This window comes from Brevibacillus sp. NPDC058079 (assembly GCF_042885155.1).
In the GTDB taxonomy this organism is placed as follows: domain Bacteria; phylum Bacillota; class Bacilli; order Brevibacillales; family Brevibacillaceae; genus Brevibacillus.
The window spans coordinates 436,070-458,830 of the sequence record NZ_JBHVSO010000002.1 but is presented as its reverse complement, the minus strand read 5'-3'; the positions used below and the strand labels follow the sequence as shown (position 1 = coordinate 458,830).

Below are 22,761 nucleotides of genomic sequence, written 5' to 3'. Positions count from 1 at the left end.
AGCGACCGCTAGGCAAGGAGGTGACTTGTTGTGCGTGTGCAAATCGTGGAGGTCGGTCCTCGTGACGGGCTGCAAAATGAGAGTGTGATCGTTCCGGCAGCAGCAAAAATCGCGCTGATTCATAAGCTGATGGCAGCAGGCTTGAAGCGAATAGAAGCAAGTTCGTTTGTGAATCCGAAATGGATACCGCAATTGGCGGATGCAGATGAGGTCTTGCAGGGAATCAATCGCAGCCAAGAGGTAACGCTTAGCGCATTGGTTCCAAATATTCGCGGCCTGGAGCGGGCGCGTCAATGCGGACTGACAGAGATTGCCCTGTTCATGTCTGCTTCTGAAACGCATAATCAAAAAAATATCAATAAACGGATAGAAGACACGTTTCCGATCCTGCGGGAGGCTGCCCAGGAAGCACTGGCTCTCGGGATGAAAGTTCGCGGATATATCTCAACGGTGTTCGGTTGTCCGTACGAGGGAAACGTTCCGTTGGACAATAGCCGCAGGGTGACAGAGGCGCTATTGGAAATGGGAGTGTACGAGATTTCTCTAGGGGATACGATAGGGGTTGCAACACCGAAGCAGGTTCATGAGGTTTTTGGAGAACTTGTGAAAGATGTTACGAACGAGCGCTTAGCCGCCCATTTCCACGATACGAGAGGAACTGGATTGGCGAACGTAGCAGCAGCGCTGGATGAAGGAATCCGGATCTTTGACAGCTCAATCGGCGGCCTCGGTGGATGCCCGTATGCCCCAGGAGCTGCCGGTAACATTTCGACTGAAGATTTGGTTTACATGTTACATGGAATGGACTATGAAACGGGAGTCGATCTAGAGAAGTTGATTGAGGCTGGTGCGTATATTGGGCAGCAGTTGGACAAAGAGCTCCCCTCAAAAGTGCTGCGGGCATCGCTCGCAAGCAAACCAGCTGGATGATCTGTATTTTCCACACATTCGCAAAGAGGGGATAGAATATGACGGTTTCCCTGCAAAGAGAGGGCGCAATCGGTGTACTAACGCTGCAACGGCCAGAAGTTTTTAACTGCCTCAATCTTGAAACGCTCGTGACACTCCGCGGCTTGATCAGTGAAATCAGCCATGATCGTGACATCCGGACAGTCATTGTGACAGGTGCTGGCGACAAGGCGTTTTGCTCCGGTGCGGATTTAAGAGAGCGGCGCTCAATGTCACCACAACAAGTCGAAGTATATATCCAAACGATTCGAGATACGTTCACAGAGCTGGAAAAGCTACCGAAACCAGTCATCGCGGCGATTAACGGGCTGGCACTGGGGGGCGGTACAGAATTGGCGTTGGCGTGCGATCTGCGGATCATGAGTGAACATGCCCAGATGGGTTTAACGGAGACATCGCTCGGGATCATCCCGGGTGCTGGCGGAACACAGCGTTTACCTCGGCTGGTTGGAAAAGGCGTCGCCAAGGAACTGATTTTTACGGCAAGGCGTGTATTTCCAGAGGAGGCACTGTCCATTGGGTTGATCAATCGGATTGTTCCCGCTGATCAACTCATGGCGACAGCGATTTCTTTGGCCGAGCAAATTTCAGAGAATGCTCCACTTGCCTTAGCCCAAGCCAAGTTTGCCATCGATTGTGGAGTGGAGGTCGAGTTAGCTAGCGGACTTCAGATTGAGAGCAATGCGTACAAGCTGCTCGTCCCGACGAAAGACCGCCTAGAAGGACTCGTAGCCTTTCAAGAAAAACGAAAACCGATGTACCGCGGAGAGTGACGAGGGGGATTACGCTGATGACCAAACATTTGGAAGACACATTGCACGGAAAAATCGCTCAAGTAGTGCAAGGGGGCGATGCCAAGTATCATGACAAGCTCAAGGAGCAAAACAAGCTGTTCGTCCGCGATCGCCTCAAGCTATTGTTCGATGACGAGTTCATGGTCGAGGATGGGCTGTTCGCGAATGTTATGGCAGGTGATCTGCCGGCGGATGGAGTTGTAACCGCAATCGGCAAGGTAAATGGTCAAACTGTCTGCGTGATGGCCAATGATTCGACAGTGAAAGCAGGGTCTTGGGGATCGCGGACCGTCGAAAAAATTATCCGCATTCAAGAGACAGCTGAAAAAATGCGTGTTCCTCTTCTCTATCTCGTCGATTCAGCAGGAGCGCGTATCACTGACCAATTGGAGATGTTCCCAGGCCGACGGGGTGCAGGGCGAATCTTTTACAACCAAGTGAAGCTTTCCGGCAAAATTCCACAAGTGTGCATTTTGTTTGGACCTTCTGCTGCTGGTGGCGCTTATATCCCAGCTTTTTGTGACATTGTCATCATGGTCGACAAAAACGCGAGCATGTACTTGGGCTCCCCGCGTATGGCGGAAATGGTGATTGGAGAAAAGGTGAGCTTGGAAGAGTTGGGCGGCGCACGCATGCATTGCTCCGTCAGCGGATGCGGCGACGTACTGGCTGCCAATGAAGAAGAAGCGATTCAAGCAGCGCGCAGCTATCTGCGTTTCTTCCCGGCGAACTATACGTTGACGCCGCCGACTGCACTGGCGAAAGCCCCTGTGCCTACAGCGAAGGAAATCACGAGTATCGTGCCGGAGAACCAGAATGCAGCTTTCAATATGCATGATGTCATTACAGCATTGGTCGACGAGGATTCGTTCTTTGAAATCAAAAAGTTATTTGCCCAAGAGCTGATTACCGGATTGGCGAGACTAGATGGCAAGCCTGTTGGAATCATTGCCAACCAACCGCGTGTGAAGGGAGGAGTCCTGTTTGTCGATTCGGCTGACAAGGCGGCTCGATTCATCACGTTGTGCGATGCGTTTTCGATCCCACTCCTGTTCTTGGCGGATGTTCCTGGCTTTATGATCGGGACAGCAGTAGAGCGGGCAGGCATTATCAGACACGGGGCCAAAATGATCTCCGCCATGGCGGAAGCCACCGTACCGAAAATATCCGTCATTGTACGCAAAGCGTATGGTGCCGGCTTGTATGCAATGGCCAGCGCTGCGTTTGAACCAGATGCTTGCCTTGCACTTCCAGGTGCCCAAATCGCTGTGATGGGACCAGAAGCGGCGGTCAATGCCGTGTACAGTAACAAAATTCAGGCGATTGAGGACCCGGCAGAGCGTCAAGCGTTTATTCAGGAAAAACGCAGAGAGTATCAGGAAGACATCGATCTGTACTTACTGGCATCCAACTTGATTGTTGATGCTGTTGTGCCTCCAAGCGAACTGAGACGAGAATTAATCCAGCGCTACGAGGTTTACAAGGAAAAGCGTCACGTTTTTTCGGACAGAAAGCATGCAGTTTATCCCGTATAAATCAGGGTTCAGGCTGTCGTCAAAAGGCGATAGCCTGATTTTTTTTACAGAAAATGTGTAATAACCTAGGAATATTTCGATAATTTCGATCTTTTTTTGTGGCAATCAATTGAACAATCCCGAAAACTCTGTTATTCTTGAAAAATAAGCATTGATTAATGTGGGTGAACAAATGCTGCTAGAACCAAGGAAGTATCAGGTGGTAGTCATAGGTGGAGGGTCTGTCGGGCTGCTGTATGCAGCAAGGCTCGCACTTGCTGGACAACCTGTTACGATTGTTACACGCAGTTCACTCCAGGCGAATCAGCTAAATGAACGCGGGCTCAGCTTTCAAAAGCTTAATGGCGAAACAGTCACTGTTCCCGTCACCGCCAGCCCCATTGAAAAAGGATTGCCTGAAGGGAAGCTGTATCTGTTAACTGTAAAGCAGCCAGATTTGCACAACGTGCTTCCAGCCTTACAAGGGGTAAACCTTGAGGCAAGAGTGATCGCTTTGCAAAATGGCATGGGTCATTACGAATTGCTTCGAACCGTTTTAACGGAGACGCAGTGCTTCTTTGCGATTAATACGGAAGGAGCAAGGAGATTGTCGCCTACAGAAGTCGTGCATACCGGTACAGGTACTTTGCGCGTAGGTTCTTGGGAGACTTCTGATTGCAATGATCCACTGATTCGCACATTTGTCGACTGGGCGATATCAACAGGCATGGAGGCTGTCTATGAAAAGGCAATACAGCCCTTCGCTTGGCGCAAGCTCATCGCAAATGCGCTGATCAATCCGTTAACCGCGCTTTTTGAAATCCCAAATGGTGCTCTCCTCGAAAATTCACATACGCAACAGCTCATGCGTGCTTTATTTATGGAAGCAGCTGCAGTGGCTGCGTATGCCGGACAAAAAATCGAGGATGCAGACTTGCAGGAAATTGTCTCCATTTGCCGAAATACTTCCCGTAATCTTTCCTCCATGCTGCAGGATATAAAGAAGCGCAGACCGACGGAAGTGCAGTCTATCAACGGCTATCTCGTCCAAGTAGGAAAAGAGGCAGGGATTCCGACTCCGCTGCACGAAACCTTGCTTCGCGTTATCCTTCTGAAGTCAGACATGGGAATACGGAAGGAGGGAGGCGACAGTAGATGACCTTTTTGGCGAATGTCTGGGCCTATTTGTGGGGTACGCTGACGGTTGTGCCGTTTCTCGGGTTTCCGCTCGTTTATTTCATCTTGTATGTGACGACGCGGAACAAGAAATTGGCAGGCCGCTTCGCGATAAATATCACGAATCTTTTGGTGATTCGTTCTGCCGTTTCCGCATACGAACTGATCTGGCCCGAGGCTTTTTCCGCTTGGTGGTGGGTATTCTGCTTTTACCTGGTGGTAACCGTGCTCCTTGGGTGGGTACAAATGAAGTGGAAGGGACGGCTCTCCCTCAAAAAGGTAGGATTTTCGGCTTGGCGTTTGTCGTTTCTCTGGTTTGGATTCGTCTACATAGTGCTGTTTACGACCGGAATTATCAAAACGATGGGTGTCGTGTAAAGCACTGTTGATACATATCGTATTTATTCCGATAAGAAAGAAGGTTGGAAATATGCGACTTCCCATCGAGACCATCGGTCACAAGATTCGAATGATTCGGAAAGAACGCGGCTTTACCTTGGAAATTATGGCAGGCAAGACAGGGTTAAGCAAAGGTTTGCTGAGTCAAGTAGAGCGTGGAATTTCGCAGCCGTCGCTTGATTCGCTGTGGAAAATCACCAAAGCTCTGGAGTCACCCATCATTCATTTTTTCGAAGATATTGATCAAAAGCAGGTGCATGTGACTCGCTTGCAAAAACGCAGACAACTGGTCTTTCCTGAATCGACGGGCACTTATTCGCTGCTCTCGATGGGAGGTAGTGCCAAGCTGGGGATGCTGGAAGTGCGACTGATGCCTGGAGAAATGGTTGTCGACAAGTTCGTACAGTCAGAGGGAGAAGAGTGCTTCACGGTCATTACTGGTAGTGTGACAGCGCGCTTCAACGATGAAGAGCATGTATTGGAAGCAGGAGACAGTATTTCATTTGACAGCAGCAAAACACACTCAATCGAAAATACAGGAGAAACGGAAGCGTTGTTAATCTGGTCCGTCACCCCTCCGCAATTTTAATACAAGCGCAAACGAGTCTGTATTACACTTTGACAACCCATTAAAGTGGGTTGTCTTGTTTTTTGTGGCTGTGGAGCATGGTATAATTTTGGATGACCATGGCCCTAAGAAAGGTGAGCTAGCATGAATGTTGAATGTCTCGCGCTTCCATTGGCGAATCCGCTGGCACAGGAGTACCAGCAGCAAAATGCCTCTGCATTACAGTTTTTTGCGCATAATCCCTACCGTGAACAGTCCTACCGAGAACGCGTGGAATGGCTTCAAAGTCAATCCTATCCTCACCGGAACCAGCTCGTGGAAGGCTTATATCATTTTAATAAAGAGATGGGTACTCACCCTGAAGCACTGAAAAATATCGAGTTGCTCAAACAGCCAGACACCTATGTGGTCATTGGCGGTCAGCAAGCAGGAGTTCTGGGTGGACCACTCTATACGGTCAACAAAGCTGTTCATCTGATCCAGGCAGCGAAGAGGCTGTCTGCCGAGCTTCAGGCGAACGTCATTCCGGTGTTTTGGATTGCTGGCGAAGACCATGACATCGATGAGATCGATCATGTGTACTGGGGAGCGGACGATGGGAAGCGCCTACACAAAGAGCGACTGGCTCTGAACAAAAAGGGCCGCCAATCGGCAAGTACGCTACCCTTGGACCCTGAACTGTGTACGCAGTTCCTGGAAAAGTTTTTCCAGGGACAGACAGAGACAGCCGAAACCAAACAGATTCGTGAGTTGCTGACGCAGACTGCAGCAGATTCGCGTACAATCGCAGAGTGGTTTGCCCGCTTGATGGCAAAACTGTTTGGCAGGCACGGTCTTGTTCTGGTTGAATCTTCGTTGCCGATTGTTCGTGAACTGCAGCAACCCATCTTTTCACAGATCATTGAGAACAATGAGCAATTGACGAAGGTGTTGCTACGGGCAGCGGATCGGATTTCAACCGCTGGCTATCCGCTTCAATTGCAAGTGGAAGAGCATCAAGCCAATCTATTCGTCTATGAGGGCGATGATCGATTGCTGCTAGAACGTCACGGGGAGCGCTTTATCAATCGGAGACGTTCTTACAGTCGCGATGAATTGCTCAAGCAGGTTGCAGATTCACCGGAGCGTTTCAGCACAAATGTTGTTACCCGCGGGTTGATGCAGGAGCATCTGTTTCCTACGCTTGCCTTCATTGGAGGTCCGGGCGAGATTGCTTATTGGGCATATTATCGGGAGGTATTCGAGCTATTCGGGATGCAGATGCCGATCGTATTGCCTCGTATGTCCATTACCCTTGTGGAAGGTGCTCAACTGAGACTGCTGGATAGCTTAGGGCTTTCTATTGAACAAGTCTTGACTGATTTCACTGCTTGGAAAACCGAGTGGTCCAAAAACCAGCCGCCACATCCGTTGGAGCAGCAATTCGCATCGGCACGGGAGTCGATCATGTCGATCTATCGTCCGCTGGTAGAGGAGGTTATTTCTCTTGATGGCGGATTGCGTGGTCTGGCTGAGAAAAATAGTAAGCTGTTGTTAGAGCAAGTATCCTTTTTGGAAGAGCGTCTGATTCGCTCGCTACAGCAAAAAGATGACGTGGAGCATGTGCGCGTCCAACGAATTGAGACCGCATTGTTGCCCGAAGGTGGGCTGCAAGAAAGAAAGCATTCGTTTTTCCCGTTTGCGAATAAATATGGTCTTGGCTTGGTTGACCGATTAGTAGATGCGCCATTCGCGCATGATGGTACTCATCAACTTTATTACCTGTAAAATGCAGGGCAAAAATAGTCGGATCGTCCTAGAGGTGGACCCGGCTATTTTTTGTTGTTTAAGCAGATGGAAAACTTTTCTTCAAATTATGCCGAAACTTTTCCGACAAATTCTGCGTATTAGTAGTAATGGATTGTTTTTGGGGAAAGGTGGTACTCGGGATGCAGATTACATTACAACAAATCGGGAAAAAAGCCACTCTACTAGTTGTAAGCTTGTCGGTTTTATTGACGGGCATCGCAACCGCAGGATTGAAAAAGGCCGACGCACGGGAAGCATACGTGGCCAATTCCCCTGCATTTATCGACACAAATGGACATTGGGCAGCAAAAGAAATAGGGATTGCTACCAAAAAAGGATTGATTAAAGGCTTTCCCGACGGAACCTTTAAGCCAGAGCAAACAGTGACGCAAGAACAGTTTTTATCCCTGATTGAACGCGTCATTCCTTCCTTTACAGGTCATGAGCCGGAGAGCTTTATCAAAGAGACCTACTTGCAAGCTGCTGTGGGACGTTGGTCGGAAAAAACCTATCACCATTTGGCTTCAGCGGGTATCATGCCATCCGGGAAACCGACGGATAGCATGACGCGGTTAGAAGCAGCAAGAACCTTGCTGGCAGCCATCGGGCATCAATCAGAAGGGGAAAAATATCGGGGAACGACAGCGAAATTTTTCACGGATCTTTCGGTCGAAAATGAAACACAGGTGATGACGGTCTACCCTGCCTACAAAATGGGGATTTTGGCTGGCTTTCCAGATGGAAGCTTTCGGCCTGATGACAAAATCAACAGAGCACAGGCAGTCGTTCTGTTAAATCGTTTGGAAACAAAAATCGACGAGCTGTACCCTGGCAATGTAACAGAGAGCGAGAAAAAGGCAATGACACAAGCTGTCTCGTCATTTGTAGGTGACGTGATGGATAAGCAAAAGATTCGTCGCTTTGATGACTTGGTCGCGTATGTAAAGAAAAACAATCTGCCTGTGAGCGAATCGTTTTTACGCGAGCATTTTTCGTTTATGCAGTATGAAGTGTATGATTATGTCCGGTTTCCGCAGTTTAATGAGCTGATGTACTTTGCAAAAATCGGAATGAATAAATATAGAATGACGGTTCAATATTACGCAGGAGATTTGGGTGGAAGCGTCGATCGCACGTTTTACCTTTACTCAAGCGATGGCAAAACGTTTCGACTGATTGGAAAAGATGAATAAGAAAAGAAGGCTGGGACATGATCCCAGCCTTTTTTCGTGTCAGGCATGACGTTTTTGCCAGATAAAAAGGACGAGTGCAATCACGAGTGGATAGAGAGCGGACCACCCCAAAAAAGGATAGAGTCCTACTGTACAGATGAGAGAAGTCCAGGAAGCGATTCGGCCTACGCGACTATTGCGCAAGAGTCGGACCCCAGCAAGACATCCACCGATGTAAGTCGCAAAAAAGGTTGCATTGGGTAGCTCGATGAGTCTGGACAAGTCGATTACGTCGAAATAGAGTACGCCGAGAACGAGGACAAAACAAAGAGAGAGAAACAGAAGCCCGCCGGTTGGAGTCCGGTACTTGGCGTGGAGGGTGCCAAACCAGCGAGGAGCGATCTTTTCTTGCGCCAACGAATAGGCGATGCGTGACGCAGCTCCAATGTAAGCGTTGGCTGTTGCGATACAAATGAACAAGGCGGTTACGGCTACAATCCATCCGCCGATCGGACCCAGGGAGAGTTGAACCATGACACTGAGCGAGGCAGCAGAGATGCCGACCCCGTAGCTATGCGTAGCCACAGTCATAAAGGCCACGGCAAAATACAAGAGAGCAACGATTCCCGCACTCCACAAAACGCCGCGAATCGCGTTTTTCGCAGGATCGACGAATTCCTCTGAGAGATGCGTCACGGCTTCCCACCCAATGAAGCACCAGAACATCAGACCTGCTGCTTGCACGACACTCAACCAACCGTTTGGCATAAAAGGGGAAAAGTGAGTGACAGATGCATGCGGAATGCTTGCGACAACGGCCAAAATCAAAATCGTGATAATCAGCGAAACAACAATCGTTTGGACACGTGCAGCTACATGCAAGCCTACAACATTCATCATAAGGACAGCGAGAAGAAGCAGAGCAGCTGTTGCATATACTTGCGAGTCATTCCAGTTCAGCAGGATCGCAATATAGTTGGCCCCTGTAACACTCAGGATCGGTGCGCCAATCGGGACAGACAAGAGAAAGAACCAGCCTACCATGTTTCCGAATCGATCTCCATACGCTGTCCGTACAAATGTAGAGACTCCACCTGAGCTTGGATAACGAGCAGATAACAGCCCCATCGTAATGGCCATAGGTAGGACGAGAATAGACATGACGAGCCAAGCTAAAATGGAAGCAGGGCCAGCCTTTTGCGCGGCGAGTCCGGGGATGAGCAGTACGCCGGAACCGATCACCGCCCCGATGTATAAGGCGACGATCTGCGGAAGTCGCAGTGTTTTGGCTAGTCCGGGGGCTTGCGTGGATAAATTCCCCATAGGTAGATCCCTCACTTTTTTTACTTACCTTGTCGTTGGTAACTGAAGTGTAGCATAGACATAATCATCGGAGTTATCTATAATATTAGATAATTCGAATCGATTTTTCCGATGAAAAGAGGGGGAAATCTGGATACTCGTTATTTGCAAACATTCCGTGAAGTAGCAAAATGCCAGAGCTTTACACGTGCAGCAGAAATTTTAGGCTACGCGCAGTCAAGTGTGACGGCCCAAATTCAAAATCTGGAATCGGAGTTCGGTGTCAGCCTATTCGAGCGTTGGGGCAAAAAAATCAGGCTTACCCACGCAGGCGAAGTGCTTCTCGGCTACAGCGAGCAGCTGCAAGCCGTATTAGAGGAGGCAAAAGCGAATCTGTCGGAGCAGGCACATTTGGCGGGAACGTTGAGTATTGGAACAGTGGAGTCACTGGCAGCCTTTTATTTACCACCTTTTTTGCAAAAATTTCGCTTGGAGCAACCACGTATGCGGATCATGCTTGCACCGGGCATCTGCCAAGACTTGAGACAGGGAGTAAAGGAAGGGAAGTTCGATTTTGCCTTTGTGCTCGATTGGCTCCAAGATCAATCTGAGCTGACAAATGTCGTTTTAGGTGAGGAAAAACTAGTTGTTGTGGCTGCACCTACCCATCCGCTTGTAAAAAAAGAAAAGGTAGAAACTCACGATTTTAACGGGGAAACCTGGATTTTTACAGAAAAGGGATGCAGTTACCGAGGGATGATGGAATCGGTGTTGCGTGAAGAAGGAGCCACAGTGGAATCTTCTTTTGAATTTGGCAGTTTGGAAGCGATAAAACAATGTGTTGCCTATGATTTAGGAATTGCGTTACTTCCGAAAATTGTCGTACAAGAAGAAGTGAAAAATGGTACACTAGTGATACTCACGTTTTCCCATCCGGATATCCGTGTTTTCCGACAGTTGGTCTACCATAAAAAGAAATGGATGCCTCAGGCTTTGTTACGCTTTTTGGAGCTGCTTACGGTAGAAACCGCAGAGCGTAAATTGCCGATAATAGGAAAATAATTGGAAAAACTGATGATGGTTGAACTTGCGTATGATATGATAGACAAGGTTGCTTTATGAGATAAAAGGAGGTCCATCCGTACATGAACACAGTATCTGAAAGCATCGTAAAAGATATGGCGTTGGCGCACAACGGCCATCTGAAAATTGATTGGGTAAAAGAACATATGCCTGTTCTTAACCGCATTCGTGAGCGCTTTGAAAAAGAGCAGCCGTTTGCAGGCCTGAAAGTTGCGATCTCCTTGCACTTGGAAGCAAAAACGGCTTATCTGGCAAAAGTAGTTCAAGCTGGTGGCGCTGAAGTAACCATTACCGGTTCCAACCCGCTGTCCACGCAAGATGATATTTGCGCAGCTTTGGTGGAAGACGGTATTCGCGTATTTGCGAAATACAACCCAGATCCTGCGGAATACAAAGATCATCTGATCAAAACACTGGAAACTCGTCCTGACCTGATCATTGACGACGGTGGCGACCTGATCACTATTTTGCACAGCGAGCGCCGTGATCTGTTGTCTCAAGTACGTGGTGGTGCAGAAGAAACGACAACAGGTATTCTGCGTCTGAAAGCGTTGGAGAAAGAAGGCAAGCTGGAGTTCCCGATGGTTGCCGTAAACGATGCATTCTGCAAATACTTGTTCGATAACCGCTATGGTACGGGTCAATCCGTATGGGATGGTATCAACCGTACAACGAACCTCGTAGTAGCTGGTAAAACTGTTGTGGTAGCTGGCTATGGCTGGTGCGGTAAAGGTGTAGCGATGCGTGCAAAAGGTTTGGGCGCAAAAGTAATCGTAACCGAAATCGACCCAATCAAAGCGGTAGAAGCTTACATGGATGGATTTGAAGTAATGCCAATGCTCGAAGCTGCGAAGCATGGTGACTACTTCGTAACAGTGACAGGTAACCGCGATATCATCAGCAAAGAGCATTTTGCAGTGATGAAAGATGGCGCAATCTTGTCCAACGCGGGTCACTTCGATGTCGAAGTAAACAAGGTCGATCTGAATGCAATGTCGACATCTTCCCGTATTGTGCGTAAAGATATTGAAGAATTTGTCTTGACTGATGGTCGAAAAGTGTACCTGCTCGCAGAAGGCCGCCTCGTGAACTTGGCTGCTGGCGACGGACATCCGGCTGAAATCATGGATATGACCTTTGCTCTGCAAGCGGTATCCTTGGCTTATGTCAATGAACAGTACAAAAACATTGGCAAAAAAGTGCTGAACGTACCATTCGAGTTGGATCAAATGGTTGCTCAGTACAAGCTGGAAGCTCTGAACATCGGAATCGACAAATTGACAAATGAGCAAAAATCCTACCTGGAAAGCTGGGTCGAATAGTCCCTCGAATCCCGTCTTTTCCCGGCAAAAAAATATGCGAAAAAATCCTGCTTACAAACGCAGGATTTTTTTTTATAATAACAAATAGGTACTAGGTGGGGAAAAGTGGGGGAAAGTGGAGCCAACCGACAGGAAAGTGGGGGACTAGGGCGTGTTCATGGGGGAATATCAACACAGCATCGACGAAAAAGGCCGCCTGACGATCCCAGCCAAATTCCGTGAAGGGCTAGGCACTTCCTTTGTTATTACCCGCGGTCTGGACCAATGTTTGTTTGCTTATCCGCAAGATGAGTGGAAACAACTAGAGGAAAGACTCAAGTCTCTCCCATTTACAAAAGCAGATGCTCGCGCATTTACACGATTTTTCTTTTCAGGTGCCACCGAATGCGAGTGGGACAAGCAGGGAAGGGTAAACATACCACCCAATTTACGTGAGCATGCAGGCATGCAAAAAGAATGTGTGATCATAGGGGTGTCAAACCGTGTAGAGGTATGGAGCAAGGAACGCTGGGAAGATTACTTTGCCCAGTCAGAAGGCTCTTTTGGAGAAATTGCCGAAAAACTGGTTGATTTTAATTTGTAGCAGCGAGAAGAACAGGAGTGACGACATTGTCGTTTCATCACGTAACCGTTTTAATGGATGAGGCTGTCCAAGGGCTGAATATTCGTCCTGGAGGCATTTATGTAGACTGTACGCTCGGTGGAGCAGGGCATAGCAGTTTGATTGCTTCCAAGCTGACGGAGGGCGGTCGACTTATCGCCATCGATCAGGACGACTGGGCGCTGGATAATGCCCGCGAAAGACTCTCTTCCTATATGGACAGAGTCACGCTGGTAAAGAGCAACTTCCGCCATATCAAAGACATTGTAAGCGATTTAGGTTTGACTGGCGTAGACGGAATTTTGTTTGACCTTGGGGTATCCTCTCCACAGTTGGATGAGGGAGAGCGTGGCTTCAGCTACAATGCTGATGCGCCTCTGGATATGAGAATGGACCAACAAGCGCCATTGTCAGCCTATGACATTATCAATGAGTGGGAAGAAGAAGAGATTGCCAAGATCATTTGGCTGTACGGAGAAGAGAAATTTTCCCGCCGAATTGCCCGGCAAATCGTTCAACAACGAAAGAAGCAGCCGATCCAAACAACAGGCGAGCTGGTTGAATTGATTAAGGAAGGAATTCCTGCCGCTGCGCGCCGTACCGGACCCCATCCGGCGAAGCGCACATTTCAGGCGATTCGGATCGCAGTCAATGATGAGCTGGATGCATTCAAAGAGGCCGTCGTCGATGCTATTACTGTCTTGAATCCAGAAGGTCGGGTAAGCGTCATCACGTTTCATTCCTTAGAGGACAGAATCTGCAAGCAAATTTATCAAGACTTTGCAAAAGGGTGCACGTGCCCGCCAGCCTTTCCGATTTGCACATGTGGGAATAAAGCAGTCGTAAAAGTCATTACAAAGAAGCCGATTTTGCCATCTGAAGAAGAATTGGAAGCGAATAAGCGTGCACGATCAGCTAAGCTACGGGTAGCGGAGAAGCTGTAGAACGGAAACAACGAGAAAGGAGAGGGAGAAGCGATGAGTTATTACTACCGAGGAAATTTAGCTATGGAGTTGGAACAACAATCCAAATCTGTAACGAAGACAACAAAGCGAACGGTTCGGATCAAGCCAACGATTCCGACCGGAGAAAAATTGCTGTATCTCTTATTTATCTCGTTAACCGTCGTCGGCTTGGGTCTAGTGGGTGTCCGCTACTCGCAAATTTCCCAGTTGAATTACGAAATCCAAAGCACTAAACATGAAAATCGTGTGATGACAGAAAAAAATGCAACGATGAAATTGCAAATTGAGCAAATGACTAACCGGGATCGCCTGCAAAAAGAAGCAGAGAAGCAGGGGATGGTATACAATCCAGGAGCTGTACATACGATTGGGAAATCAGAAGTACGGGCAAGTTCTCTGCCACAAACACAACCCAAAAAACCTTAAATGTTACTGCTCCTTATGTGCGGTAACATTTTTTCTTAGCTGGGCCAGAGTTTCTGACTCGGCTATTATGTGTTCGTCTCCCAAGAAGGGATACATTCTCGTGGCTTAAGGAGCGGGCGATCTTTGATGCGATGGAGTTGAATGGAGATGGAATGGAAGCGAAAAGTAAATTGGCGAATTCTCATGGTAGCCTTATGTACGATTTTGATTTTTTCGACGTTGAGCTTTCGAATCTACTGGCTTCAGACCGTCAAAGCTACCGATATCATGGGAACGGCTCAAGAACAGTGGGACAGGCAGCAAGTCTTGAAGCCGAAGCGCGGAGCGATCTATGATCGAAACGGCGAGATTTTGGCGTATGATGGTAAGGCATACACGGTAAACGCAAAACTGAAGCCGCGCAATGAAAGAGACGAAGATGTGGTGAAAGATCCTTACTACACAGCGAATATGCTGGCTCCTATTTTGAATGCGCCTGTTCCAGAATTGGTGAAGAATTTGACCAAGCCGAACAAAGTCGTGGAATTGGGACGCTACGGGCAAAAGATCAGTGAAGAGCAAAGGAACCGAATTCTGAATTTGCAATATCCGACCCTGCCAAGTGGTGAGAAGCTCAAAAAGAATCAGCTCCCAGGAATCTATTTGACTGAAACGACTCGCCGGGTTTATCCGAATAACGCCTTCGCTTCCCATGTGATTGGTTATCTTGATTTGTATGATGAACCGAAAATGGGGATCGAGCTGCAATTGAACGAAGAATTGGCTGGCAAAAAGGGACATATTGCCTACCAAAAGGATCGCGCAGGCTACCAGCTGCCGGACGGAGAAGGGGAGTACATTCCGGCAAAGGATGGTTTAGATGTTTACCTGACAATTGACCGGCAAATCCAGAATTATGTAGAGCAAGCGCTTGACAAGGTGGAACAGCAGTACAAGCCGCAGGGCATGACGGTCATTGTGGCTGACCCGCAAACGGGTGAGGTATTGGCGATGGGCAACCGCTCGCAGTTTAATCCGAATACATACTACAACGGGATTGATAATTACAATAACCATGCTGTCACCACAATGTTTGAGCCGGGCTCTACGTTTAAGATTATTACTCTTGCGGCAGCAATTGAAGAAAAAATGTTTAATCAGAATGAAACCTATCAATCAGGTGCTTATACCATCAAGGGGCAGATTCCGATCCGTGACCACAACAATGGTGCCGGTTGGGGAACCATCACCTTTTTGGAAGGGGTTCAGCGATCCAGTAATGTATTGTTCGCGAAGTTGGGGTATGAACGTTTGAAGCTGGAAGGTCTGAAGAAATACTTCAAAAAATTCGGGATGGGTGAAAAAACCGGAATTGAGCTTCCTTACGAGAAAAAAGGAAGTCTGATCAACCTGGAAAAACCTCGGTCACCACGTGACTGGGCTGCAACAACGTATGGACAAGCAGCGACGGTCACGGCGATCCAGCAGATTGCCGCTGTAGGGGCAATCGCGAATGGAGGAGAGCTTCTAAAACCTCATATTGTAAAAGAAAAGCGTGATCCTCACACGGGAGCAGTCGTCAATCGCACGCAACGTGAGGTTGTGGAGCGGGTTGTAAGTGAAGCGACTGCGCAACAAACACGAGACATTTTGGGTAAGGTTGTCTCAGAGAAGCCCGGGACTGGTACACTATATCAGATCGAAGGGTACCAAGTAGCAGGAAAGACGGGAACTGCACAAAAATATGATCCCAACACAGGGAAAATCATGGATGGCCGTTACGTTGCTTCTTTCATCGGTTTTGCGCCAAAAGACAACCCGAAGCTGTTGGTTTATGTCGTCATTGACGATCCGCAAACAGATGCATGGTATGCATTGTGGGGCCAAATGATGCTCGCTCCCATGTTTACAACCATCATGGAACGCAGCCTGCAATATTTGCAGCAGCAGCCTGATTTGTCGGTAGGCAAGAATAAACAGAATGAAAAGGCAACGTCGAAAAAAGAAGCCCAGGCAGCACTGGCATCCTCACCTGCTACACCGAAGACATTGCCTAAGTTTGAAGGGATGTCCACGACAGCCGCGCAATTGCGAGCGAAGCAGGACAATTTGACGGTCACAGTAGCCGGGACAGGTACGAAAATCGTTAAACAGTACCCGGAAGCGTATGATCAGGTCGTTCCAGGTGAACAGATCATCCTTGTAACAGACAGGGTCAAAGGAACAAAGATGCCTGACTTCAAAGGAAAATCATTGCGGGACGTCATGGAGTTCAGCTCTTTGATCAATCTCGCAATGAAATCGACTGGAACTGGCTTCGTCACCCAACAAAGCATTCCTCCGGGAACGGTGCTCCAGGGTACAGAGTTGCTTCAGGTGACGCTGCAATCCGTGTCGGAACCATCTGTACCGACAACACCTCCTCCAGGTCAGGAGGGCAGCACAGTGCCTGCTACAACGACGCCAAGCAATACGGCGCCGGATGCTACTACAAATCCAACAGGTGGAAATAATCCGGCTCCGCCATCTTCCGGTCAGCAAACTGGGCAAGGCGGTGCAGCACAGCCGCCAGCATCTGGACAGACACCTCCTCCTGACAATCCAGGAGACCAATCAACACAAACACCGACAACTCCATAGTTCTAACTAGTCCCCCCTGCGAATAAGGTTAAGAAGAGACAACCTATTTGAGGGGGGACTCGCTTTGCGGGTATCCAATGCTACTGTACGCCGTCGCATTTTTATCATCTTGATTGTAGGAGTTGTTTTGTATTCGGCACTTGTCACCCGTTTGGGTTATGTTCAATTGATAGAAGGACCGAAACTCTCGCAAATGTCTGATGAACTGCTCAAGCGGGAAATTAAGTTTCAACCCAATCGCGGTCGCATTCTAGACAGAAGCGGCAATGAGCTCGTGACGAATATGACCGTCCCCACACTGGTATCGGTAGGGGCGCAAATCAAAGACCCTAAAGAAACAGCGAGACAGCTCGCCGTCATTTTGGAGCGAAAAGAAGAAGATGTATTTCGTGCCATTACGAAAAAAGAAATGAGCAACAACCAGATTCCAGGTGGAAGAAAATTGTCTGTTGAAAAGGCAAGAAAAATACAAGAACTGAATTTGCCAGGTATATACTTGGCAGGGGATACGAAGCGTTTTTACCCGAACGGTAATATGGCAGCCCATATTCTTGGGTTCACAGGCATTGACAATCAAGGGCTGACAGGGCTTGAAAAAATTTACGATCCCTTCTTGATGGGGACTGAGGGACATATCTCATTTCCGTCAGATGCCAAAGGGCGCGTACTGCCAGGTGGAACCGAAGACTACGTAGCACCCGTGAATGGTATGGACATGTATTTAACACTCGACAGTACCATCCAATCGTTTATCGAACGCGAGCTGGATCAGGCGGTGGTCGCTTATCAGCCTGATGATGTTCTGGCGATCGCCATGAATCCAAAGACAGGAGAAATATTGGGGATGGGAAGTCGCCCGACTTTTCAACCGGATGCGTACAGAGACTATCCTTCAGAGGTGTACAATAGAAATCTCCCTATCTGGAAAACATACGAGCCTGGTTCCACATTCAAGATTGTGACACTGGCAGCCGCTTTAAACGAAGGGGTCATCAATCTGAATGAAGGCTTTTACGATCCGGGATTCATAAACGTGGCCGGTAAGCGATTGCGTTGCTGGAAGCGGCAGGGGCATGGACAGGAAACGATGCTGGAAGTGGTAGAGAATTCTTGTAACCCTGGCTTCGTTACGATGGGCCAGCGACTGCAAAAAGAACGACTTTTTGACTACATCAAAAAATTTGGCTTCGGACAAAAGACAGGGATCGATTTGATTGGCGAAGAAAACGGGTTGTTATTCAACTTGAATAAAGTGGGACCGGTAGAACTGGGGACGACTTCTTTCGGTCAAGGGGTATCGGTAACGCCAATTCAACAAATGGCTGCAGTCTCAGCCGCTATCAATGGGGGCAAACTTATGAAGCCGTTTGTCGCCAAAGAATGGCGGGATAGTGTGACACACGATGTCGTAGCGAGGACCTTGCCGACAGAAGTTCGACAGGTGATTACCGCGGAGACCTCAGCGAAGGTTCGGCATGCGCTGGAAAGTGTGGTTGCTCAAGGAACGGGTAATAAGGCATATATTGAAGGATATCGGGTAGGAGGAAAGACGGGAACTGCGCAAAAAGTAAAAAATGGCCGTTACATGGATGGGGAATACATCGTGTCGTTTATCGGCTTTGCGCCGGCTGATGATCCACAGATCGTCGTATATTTCGCCGTAGACAATCCGAAAGCACTGGCGTTTGGTGGATTGATTGCCGCTCCGAGTGTAAAAAGTATCATGGAATCCTCCCTTCAACATTTGAATGTACCGAAACGAAAAGATGGCATCCCCAAGGAAATTAACAAAGCACTTGGAGAAAGGGCGCCAATCGAAGTACCAAACATGGTCGGACAATCCATGAGAGACGTAGTGACAACATATGATACTCTGCCGCTAGTCGTTTCAGGTAAAGGTCAGTACGTCATCCAGCAGTCCCCTGCTCCCGGAGTAAAAATTGATGAGGGCGGAAAAATTCGCATATACCTTGGTGACAAATTGACCAATTAGCTATAAAATGAGATTTCGAAGGCGGAGGGGAGTAGGCTTGTCTACGTTCGCTCTGCCTTTGTTCGTCAAGACTGCGCCTAAATGTACGGCGTAGCCAAGTACAAATGTTCAAATTTCTGTCTATACTAGTTGGAGAATGGGGTGCCTGTTTCATGTTTCTACGGGATCTGCTCATGCCTTTGTTGCCAGTAACGGTTTCGGGGGATGACAGCATGGAGATTACGGGTTTGACAGCAGACTCGCGCCAGGTAAAGCCCGGCTACTTGTTTGTCTGTCTGACTGGATATACCGTGGATGGACATACGTTCGCGGCCCAGGCGGTGAAGGATGGTGCCGTTGCCGTGTTATCCGAACAAGATCTGGACGTGCCAGCGACTATTGTCAAAGTACCGGATACCCGGCGGGCAATGGCTATGCTGGCTGATCGTATTTTCGGATCTCCTACGAAAGAAGTAAAAGTCATTGGCGTAACGGGGACAAATGGCAAGACGACCACTACGCATTTGATCGACAAAATTTTGAGCGATCAAAGCAAGCAAACAGGCTTAATCGGGACGATCCATATGAGAATTGGAGACGTAACGGAGGAAGTCAAAAATACGACTCCGGATGCCATAGATTTGCAAAGAAGCTTTCGTCGCATGTGCGATGTAAACACAGACTATGCGATTATTGAGGTTTCCTCTCATGCATTGGAGCTGGGAAGAGTCCGCGGTTGCGAAATTCATACAGCGGTTTTCACCAACCTGACGCAGGATCACCTCGACTATCATAAAACGATGGAAAACTATCGCTACGCCAAATCATTGTTGTTTTCCCAGCTGGGCAACGGCTATGACACAGACCGTTTAAAAACGGCTGTACTGAATGCGGATGATGAGGCGTCCGAATTATATGCTACCGTTACACCGGCGCGAGTCATTACATACGGCATAGATCAACCAGCAGATGTAAGGGCAAAACAAATCGAAATCACCAGTAAAGGAACTTCTTTTACAGTCGAAAGCTTTGCTGGTAGTGCGCGTCTGAACTTGAAGCTGATGGGGAAGTTCAATGTGTATAACGCTTTGGCAGCCATCGCGGTTACACTTGCAGAAGGTATTCCACTAGAAGCGATCAAAGCGAGCCTGGAAGAGGTAGCGGGCGTAAATGGGCGATTTGAAGCAGTAGATGCTGGTCAGCCGTTTGCGGTACTCGTCGACTACTCCCACACACCAGACAGCTTGGAAAATGCATTGATGACCGTCAAGGAATTTGCCCGTGGCAACGTATTTTGCATTGTTGGTTGCGGAGGAGACAGAGATCGAACCAAACGCCCAATCATGGCGCAAATTGCAACGAAATATGCCGATCTGACCGTCTTAACATCAGATAATCCGCGTTCGGAGGAGCCGCAGGCGATTCTCGATGACATGCTGGCTGGCTTATCGGAAGTGGCACCTGATCGTTATGCGGCACTGACAGACCGACGCGAAGCAATTGCGCATGCAGTTTCGCTTGCAAAGCCGGACGATGTGATCTTGATCGCCGGAAAAGGACACGAAACGTATCAAATTATGAAAGACCAGGTGTTGCCCTTCGATGACCGTGAAGTTGCGCGCGAAGCGATTGCCCGGTACAACCAAGAATAAAACAGATGCCACACACTGCATCGAAAGAAAGGAGGCTCGGGCATGTTCGTTGACAACGTCCTAATCGTCACGATCGTCGCTGCGTTTCTCATCGCCGTACTCATTGGCCCATTGTTTATTCCATTCCTTCGCCGCCTGAAATTTGGGCAGGCAATTCGTGAGGAAGGACCGCAATCCCATTATAAGAAGGCTGGAACTCCCACAATGGGAGGCACCATCATTCTTTTGGCACTCATATTTACCGTGTTGAAGTTTGCCAATGCGAAAATGGAAATTTACTTCCTGTTATTGGTGACTCTCGGATACGGTTTAATCGGGTTTCTGGATGATTTCATCAAAATCAAGAAAAAACGCAACCTCGGCTTGACCGCCAAACAGAAGTTTGCAGGTCAGATTGTCTTGGCAATCGGCGCTTATATTTTGCTGCTCATGATGGGGCATGACACGTCTATTCATCTGCCAGGTACACCTTGGAAGCTGGAGCTCGGCTATTTTTACTTCCCATTCCTGTTGTTCCTCTTGGTAGGTACAACGAATGCCGTTAACATCACAGATGGAGTGGATGGACTATTGGCAGGGACGGGAGCCATTGCTTTTGGTGCTTATGCGATCATCGCATGGTTTGGTCAAGATTATGACACCGCTATTTTTAGTGCGGCTGTTGTAGGTGCGCTACTTGGCTTCCTCGTCTTCAATGCACATCCGGCACGCGTGTTCATGGGTGATACCGGTTCACTCGGACTTGGTGGAGCACTTGCGGGGATTGCAATCATGACCAAGACGGAATTGCTCTTGGCTATTATCGGTGGGGTATTTGTTGTCGAGACGCTCTCTGTTATTATGCAGGTAGTCTCCTTTAAGACACGTGGAAAGCGCATTTTCCGTATGAGTCCCCTGCATCATCATTTTGAATTAACAGGCTGGTCAGAGTGGCGCGTGGTTGTCACGTTCTGGCTCGTTGGTATGTTCTTTGCTGGATTGGGTGTATACCTTGAGGTGGTGACAATCAGATGATGCGTTTTCAAGATAAGCATGTCGTCGTTATTGGTATGGCAAAGAGCGGTGTCGCAGTGGCAAAACTGCTACACCGCTTTGGTGCTCATGTCGTCGTAAATGATAAAAAGCCACGTGAAGAAGCGGTGGGGATAGAAGAGCTGGAATCGTTGGGGATTCCGGTCATTTGCGGCTATCACCCAGATGATCTGATTCATGAAGGCGTCTCCTTGGTGGTCAAAAATCCGGGGATTCCGTATGAAGCAGCACCCGTCAAGCAGGCGCAGGCACTAAGCATTCCTGTTGTGACGGAGGTGGAGCTGGCCTCCCAGATTGCCAAGGCACCGATTATCGGCATTACAGGCTCCAATGGCAAGACCACGACTACTACGCTCGTCGGACTGATTTTTAAAGAAGCGGGTCTGGATGCGAAGGTAGGAGGAAACATTGGTACCGTGTTGTGCGGCCTAGCGGAGGAAGCTGGTCCCGACGAATGGCTCGTTGCCGAATTGAGTAGCTTCCAACTGATGGGGACGAGGGAATTCCGCCCGCATATCGGTGTTTTGCTCAATCTGTATCCTGCACATCTCGATTACCATCACACAATGGAAGAGTATTTGGCAGCCAAACTGAAAATGTTTGCCAATCAAACGGCAGATGACGCAGCTATTTTGCCATATGACCAACCAGAGATTGTAGAAAAATGCAAAGACCTCCCTTCAGCTATCTACTACTTTAGCAAGAGTCAAGAGGTGCCAAAGGGAGCTTTTATCAAGGATGGTTTGATCTTGTTTGCGGATGGGAATGGGAATACAGAGCCAATCGTGGCGATAGCAGACATTACTGTTCCTCATCTGGACAACGCTCTGGCAGCGATTCTAGTTGCGAAGCTCGCGGGCGCGGACAAGCAATCGATTATTCAAGTTCTTACTACCTTCCCAGGGGTAGAGCACCGGATGGAGTTCGTGGATTCGATTCGCGGTGTCAAATACTTCAATGATTCAAAAGCGACTAACCCGGAAGCGGCATCGCGCGCCTTGCAAGCATGCAAGGAGCCGGTCGTATGGATTTGCGGCGGGCTCGATCGTGGTGTTGATTTTCGGGAACTGCTACCTGTGATCCAAGGTCGGGTAAAAGCAGTCATCGCTCTCGGGCAAACGGCTCCGATTTTACTGGAACGTGCTCAGGAAGCAGGGATTAATGAGCGTATCCATGTCGATACTGTGGAAAAAGCCGTTCTTGCTGCTTCCCAGTTAGCCGAATCAGGTGATGTGGTCTTACTGAGCCCTGCTTGTGCGAGTTGGGACATGTTTCCTTCGTTTGAGACAAGGGGGAGCATGTTTAAGGACGGCGTGCATAGACTTAAAACAAGCCTAGCATAACGTCCCACTGTACCATCAAGAATATGACAAAAGCGGGACGGCATGAGAAAGGATGACCTGGCAC

At 48.5% G+C, this 22,761-nt stretch carries 19 protein-coding genes; 18 read left to right on the top strand and 1 reads right to left on the bottom strand.

Going from position 1 to position 22,761, the window contains the following annotated elements; all coding sequences use genetic code 11:
- Positions 1 to 30: 30 nt before the first annotated feature.
- The 8 genes from ACFVS2_RS08845 (at position 31) to ACFVS2_RS08810 (ending at position 8,401) form a co-directional block, all read left to right on the top strand.
- Positions 31 to 930 (top strand): hydroxymethylglutaryl-CoA lyase, encoded by a 900-nt coding sequence (locus tag ACFVS2_RS08845; RefSeq protein WP_173617202.1) that lies wholly within the window; start codon positions 31 to 33, stop codon positions 928 to 930.
- Between the two features lie 38 nt (positions 931 to 968).
- Positions 969 to 1,742 carry an enoyl-CoA hydratase-related protein gene (locus tag ACFVS2_RS08840; RefSeq protein WP_390233095.1) on the top strand — a complete coding sequence of 258 codons (774 nt, stop codon included), beginning with the start codon at positions 969 to 971 and terminating at the stop codon, positions 1,740 to 1,742.
- A 17-nt stretch (positions 1,743 to 1,759) separates the two neighbouring features.
- Entirely contained in the window at positions 1,760 to 3,298 is a 1,539-nt protein-coding gene (locus ACFVS2_RS08835; RefSeq protein WP_390233093.1) for an acyl-CoA carboxylase subunit beta, read from the top strand.
- Positions 3,299 to 3,470: 172 nt separating this feature from the next.
- Positions 3,471 to 4,436 carry a ketopantoate reductase family protein gene (locus tag ACFVS2_RS08830; protein WP_390233091.1) on the top strand — a complete coding sequence of 322 codons (966 nt, stop codon included), beginning with the start codon at positions 3,471 to 3,473 and terminating at the stop codon, positions 4,434 to 4,436.
- Complete coding sequence (locus tag ACFVS2_RS08825; protein WP_173617206.1) at positions 4,433 to 4,831, top strand: DUF3397 domain-containing protein; 399 nt, start codon at positions 4,433 to 4,435, stop codon at positions 4,829 to 4,831. The genes ACFVS2_RS08830 and ACFVS2_RS08825 overlap by 4 nt, the downstream gene beginning before the upstream one ends.
- Before the next feature lie 52 nt (positions 4,832 to 4,883).
- Positions 4,884 to 5,441, top strand: coding sequence for a helix-turn-helix domain-containing protein (locus tag ACFVS2_RS08820; protein ID WP_173617207.1), 558 nt, complete (start codon positions 4,884 to 4,886; stop codon positions 5,439 to 5,441).
- Positions 5,442 to 5,564: 123 nt separating this feature from the next.
- Entirely contained in the window at positions 5,565 to 7,187 is a 1,623-nt protein-coding gene (bshC, locus tag ACFVS2_RS08815) for a bacillithiol biosynthesis cysteine-adding enzyme BshC (protein ID WP_390233088.1), read from the top strand.
- 161 nt (positions 7,188 to 7,348) lie between these two features.
- Positions 7,349 to 8,401: an S-layer homology domain-containing protein gene (locus ACFVS2_RS08810; RefSeq protein ID WP_173617209.1), complete on the top strand. Its 1,053-nt coding sequence runs from the start codon at positions 7,349 to 7,351 to the stop codon at positions 8,399 to 8,401.
- 39 nt (positions 8,402 to 8,440) lie between these two features.
- Here the strand turns inward: ACFVS2_RS08810 and ACFVS2_RS08805 are convergent, their stop codons facing one another.
- The gene (locus tag ACFVS2_RS08805; RefSeq protein ID WP_390233086.1) at positions 8,441 to 9,703 is read right to left on the bottom strand and encodes an APC family permease; all 1,263 of its coding nucleotides are present in this window, start codon (positions 9,701 to 9,703) and stop codon (positions 8,441 to 8,443) included.
- A 111-nt stretch (positions 9,704 to 9,814) separates the two neighbouring features.
- Between ACFVS2_RS08805 and ACFVS2_RS08800 the strand changes: the two genes are divergently transcribed.
- From ACFVS2_RS08800 to murD, 10 genes are all read left to right on the top strand, one after another.
- Entirely contained in the window at positions 9,815 to 10,744 is a 930-nt protein-coding gene (locus ACFVS2_RS08800) for a LysR family transcriptional regulator (protein ID WP_173617211.1), read from the top strand.
- A gap of 83 nt (positions 10,745 to 10,827) precedes the next feature.
- Positions 10,828 to 12,087, top strand: a complete 1,260-nt coding sequence (locus tag ACFVS2_RS08795) for an adenosylhomocysteinase (protein WP_144614064.1) — start codon at positions 10,828 to 10,830, stop codon at positions 12,085 to 12,087.
- Positions 12,088 to 12,238: 151 nt separating this feature from the next.
- Entirely contained in the window at positions 12,239 to 12,670 is a 432-nt protein-coding gene (gene mraZ, locus ACFVS2_RS08790) for a division/cell wall cluster transcriptional repressor MraZ (RefSeq protein ID WP_007717680.1), read from the top strand.
- A 17-nt stretch (positions 12,671 to 12,687) separates the two neighbouring features.
- Entirely contained in the window at positions 12,688 to 13,632 is a 945-nt protein-coding gene (gene rsmH, locus ACFVS2_RS08785) for a 16S rRNA (cytosine(1402)-N(4))-methyltransferase RsmH (protein WP_173617213.1), read from the top strand.
- Between the two features lie 33 nt (positions 13,633 to 13,665).
- A complete protein-coding gene (gene ftsL2, locus ACFVS2_RS08780; RefSeq protein WP_173617214.1) occupies positions 13,666 to 14,079 on the top strand; it encodes a cell division protein FtsL in 414 nt (137 codons plus the stop codon).
- Between the two features lie 147 nt (positions 14,080 to 14,226).
- Positions 14,227 to 16,698 carry a penicillin-binding protein gene (locus tag ACFVS2_RS08775; RefSeq protein ID WP_390233082.1) on the top strand — a complete coding sequence of 824 codons (2,472 nt, stop codon included), beginning with the start codon at positions 14,227 to 14,229 and terminating at the stop codon, positions 16,696 to 16,698.
- A gap of 64 nt (positions 16,699 to 16,762) precedes the next feature.
- Positions 16,763 to 18,691, top strand: a complete 1,929-nt coding sequence (locus ACFVS2_RS08770; protein ID WP_007717697.1) for a stage V sporulation protein D — start codon at positions 16,763 to 16,765, stop codon at positions 18,689 to 18,691.
- Positions 18,692 to 18,843: 152 nt separating this feature from the next.
- A complete protein-coding gene (locus ACFVS2_RS08765) occupies positions 18,844 to 20,322 on the top strand; it encodes a UDP-N-acetylmuramoyl-L-alanyl-D-glutamate--2,6-diaminopimelate ligase (RefSeq protein ID WP_390233080.1) in 1,479 nt (492 codons plus the stop codon).
- A gap of 42 nt (positions 20,323 to 20,364) precedes the next feature.
- Complete coding sequence (gene mraY / locus ACFVS2_RS08760) at positions 20,365 to 21,336, top strand: phospho-N-acetylmuramoyl-pentapeptide-transferase (protein ID WP_007717699.1); 972 nt, start codon at positions 20,365 to 20,367, stop codon at positions 21,334 to 21,336.
- Positions 21,333 to 22,697, top strand: a complete 1,365-nt coding sequence (murD, locus tag ACFVS2_RS08755) for a UDP-N-acetylmuramoyl-L-alanine--D-glutamate ligase (protein WP_390233078.1) — start codon at positions 21,333 to 21,335, stop codon at positions 22,695 to 22,697. Before mraY ends, murD begins: the two co-directional genes overlap by 4 nt.
- Positions 22,698 to 22,761: the final 64 nt, after the last annotated feature.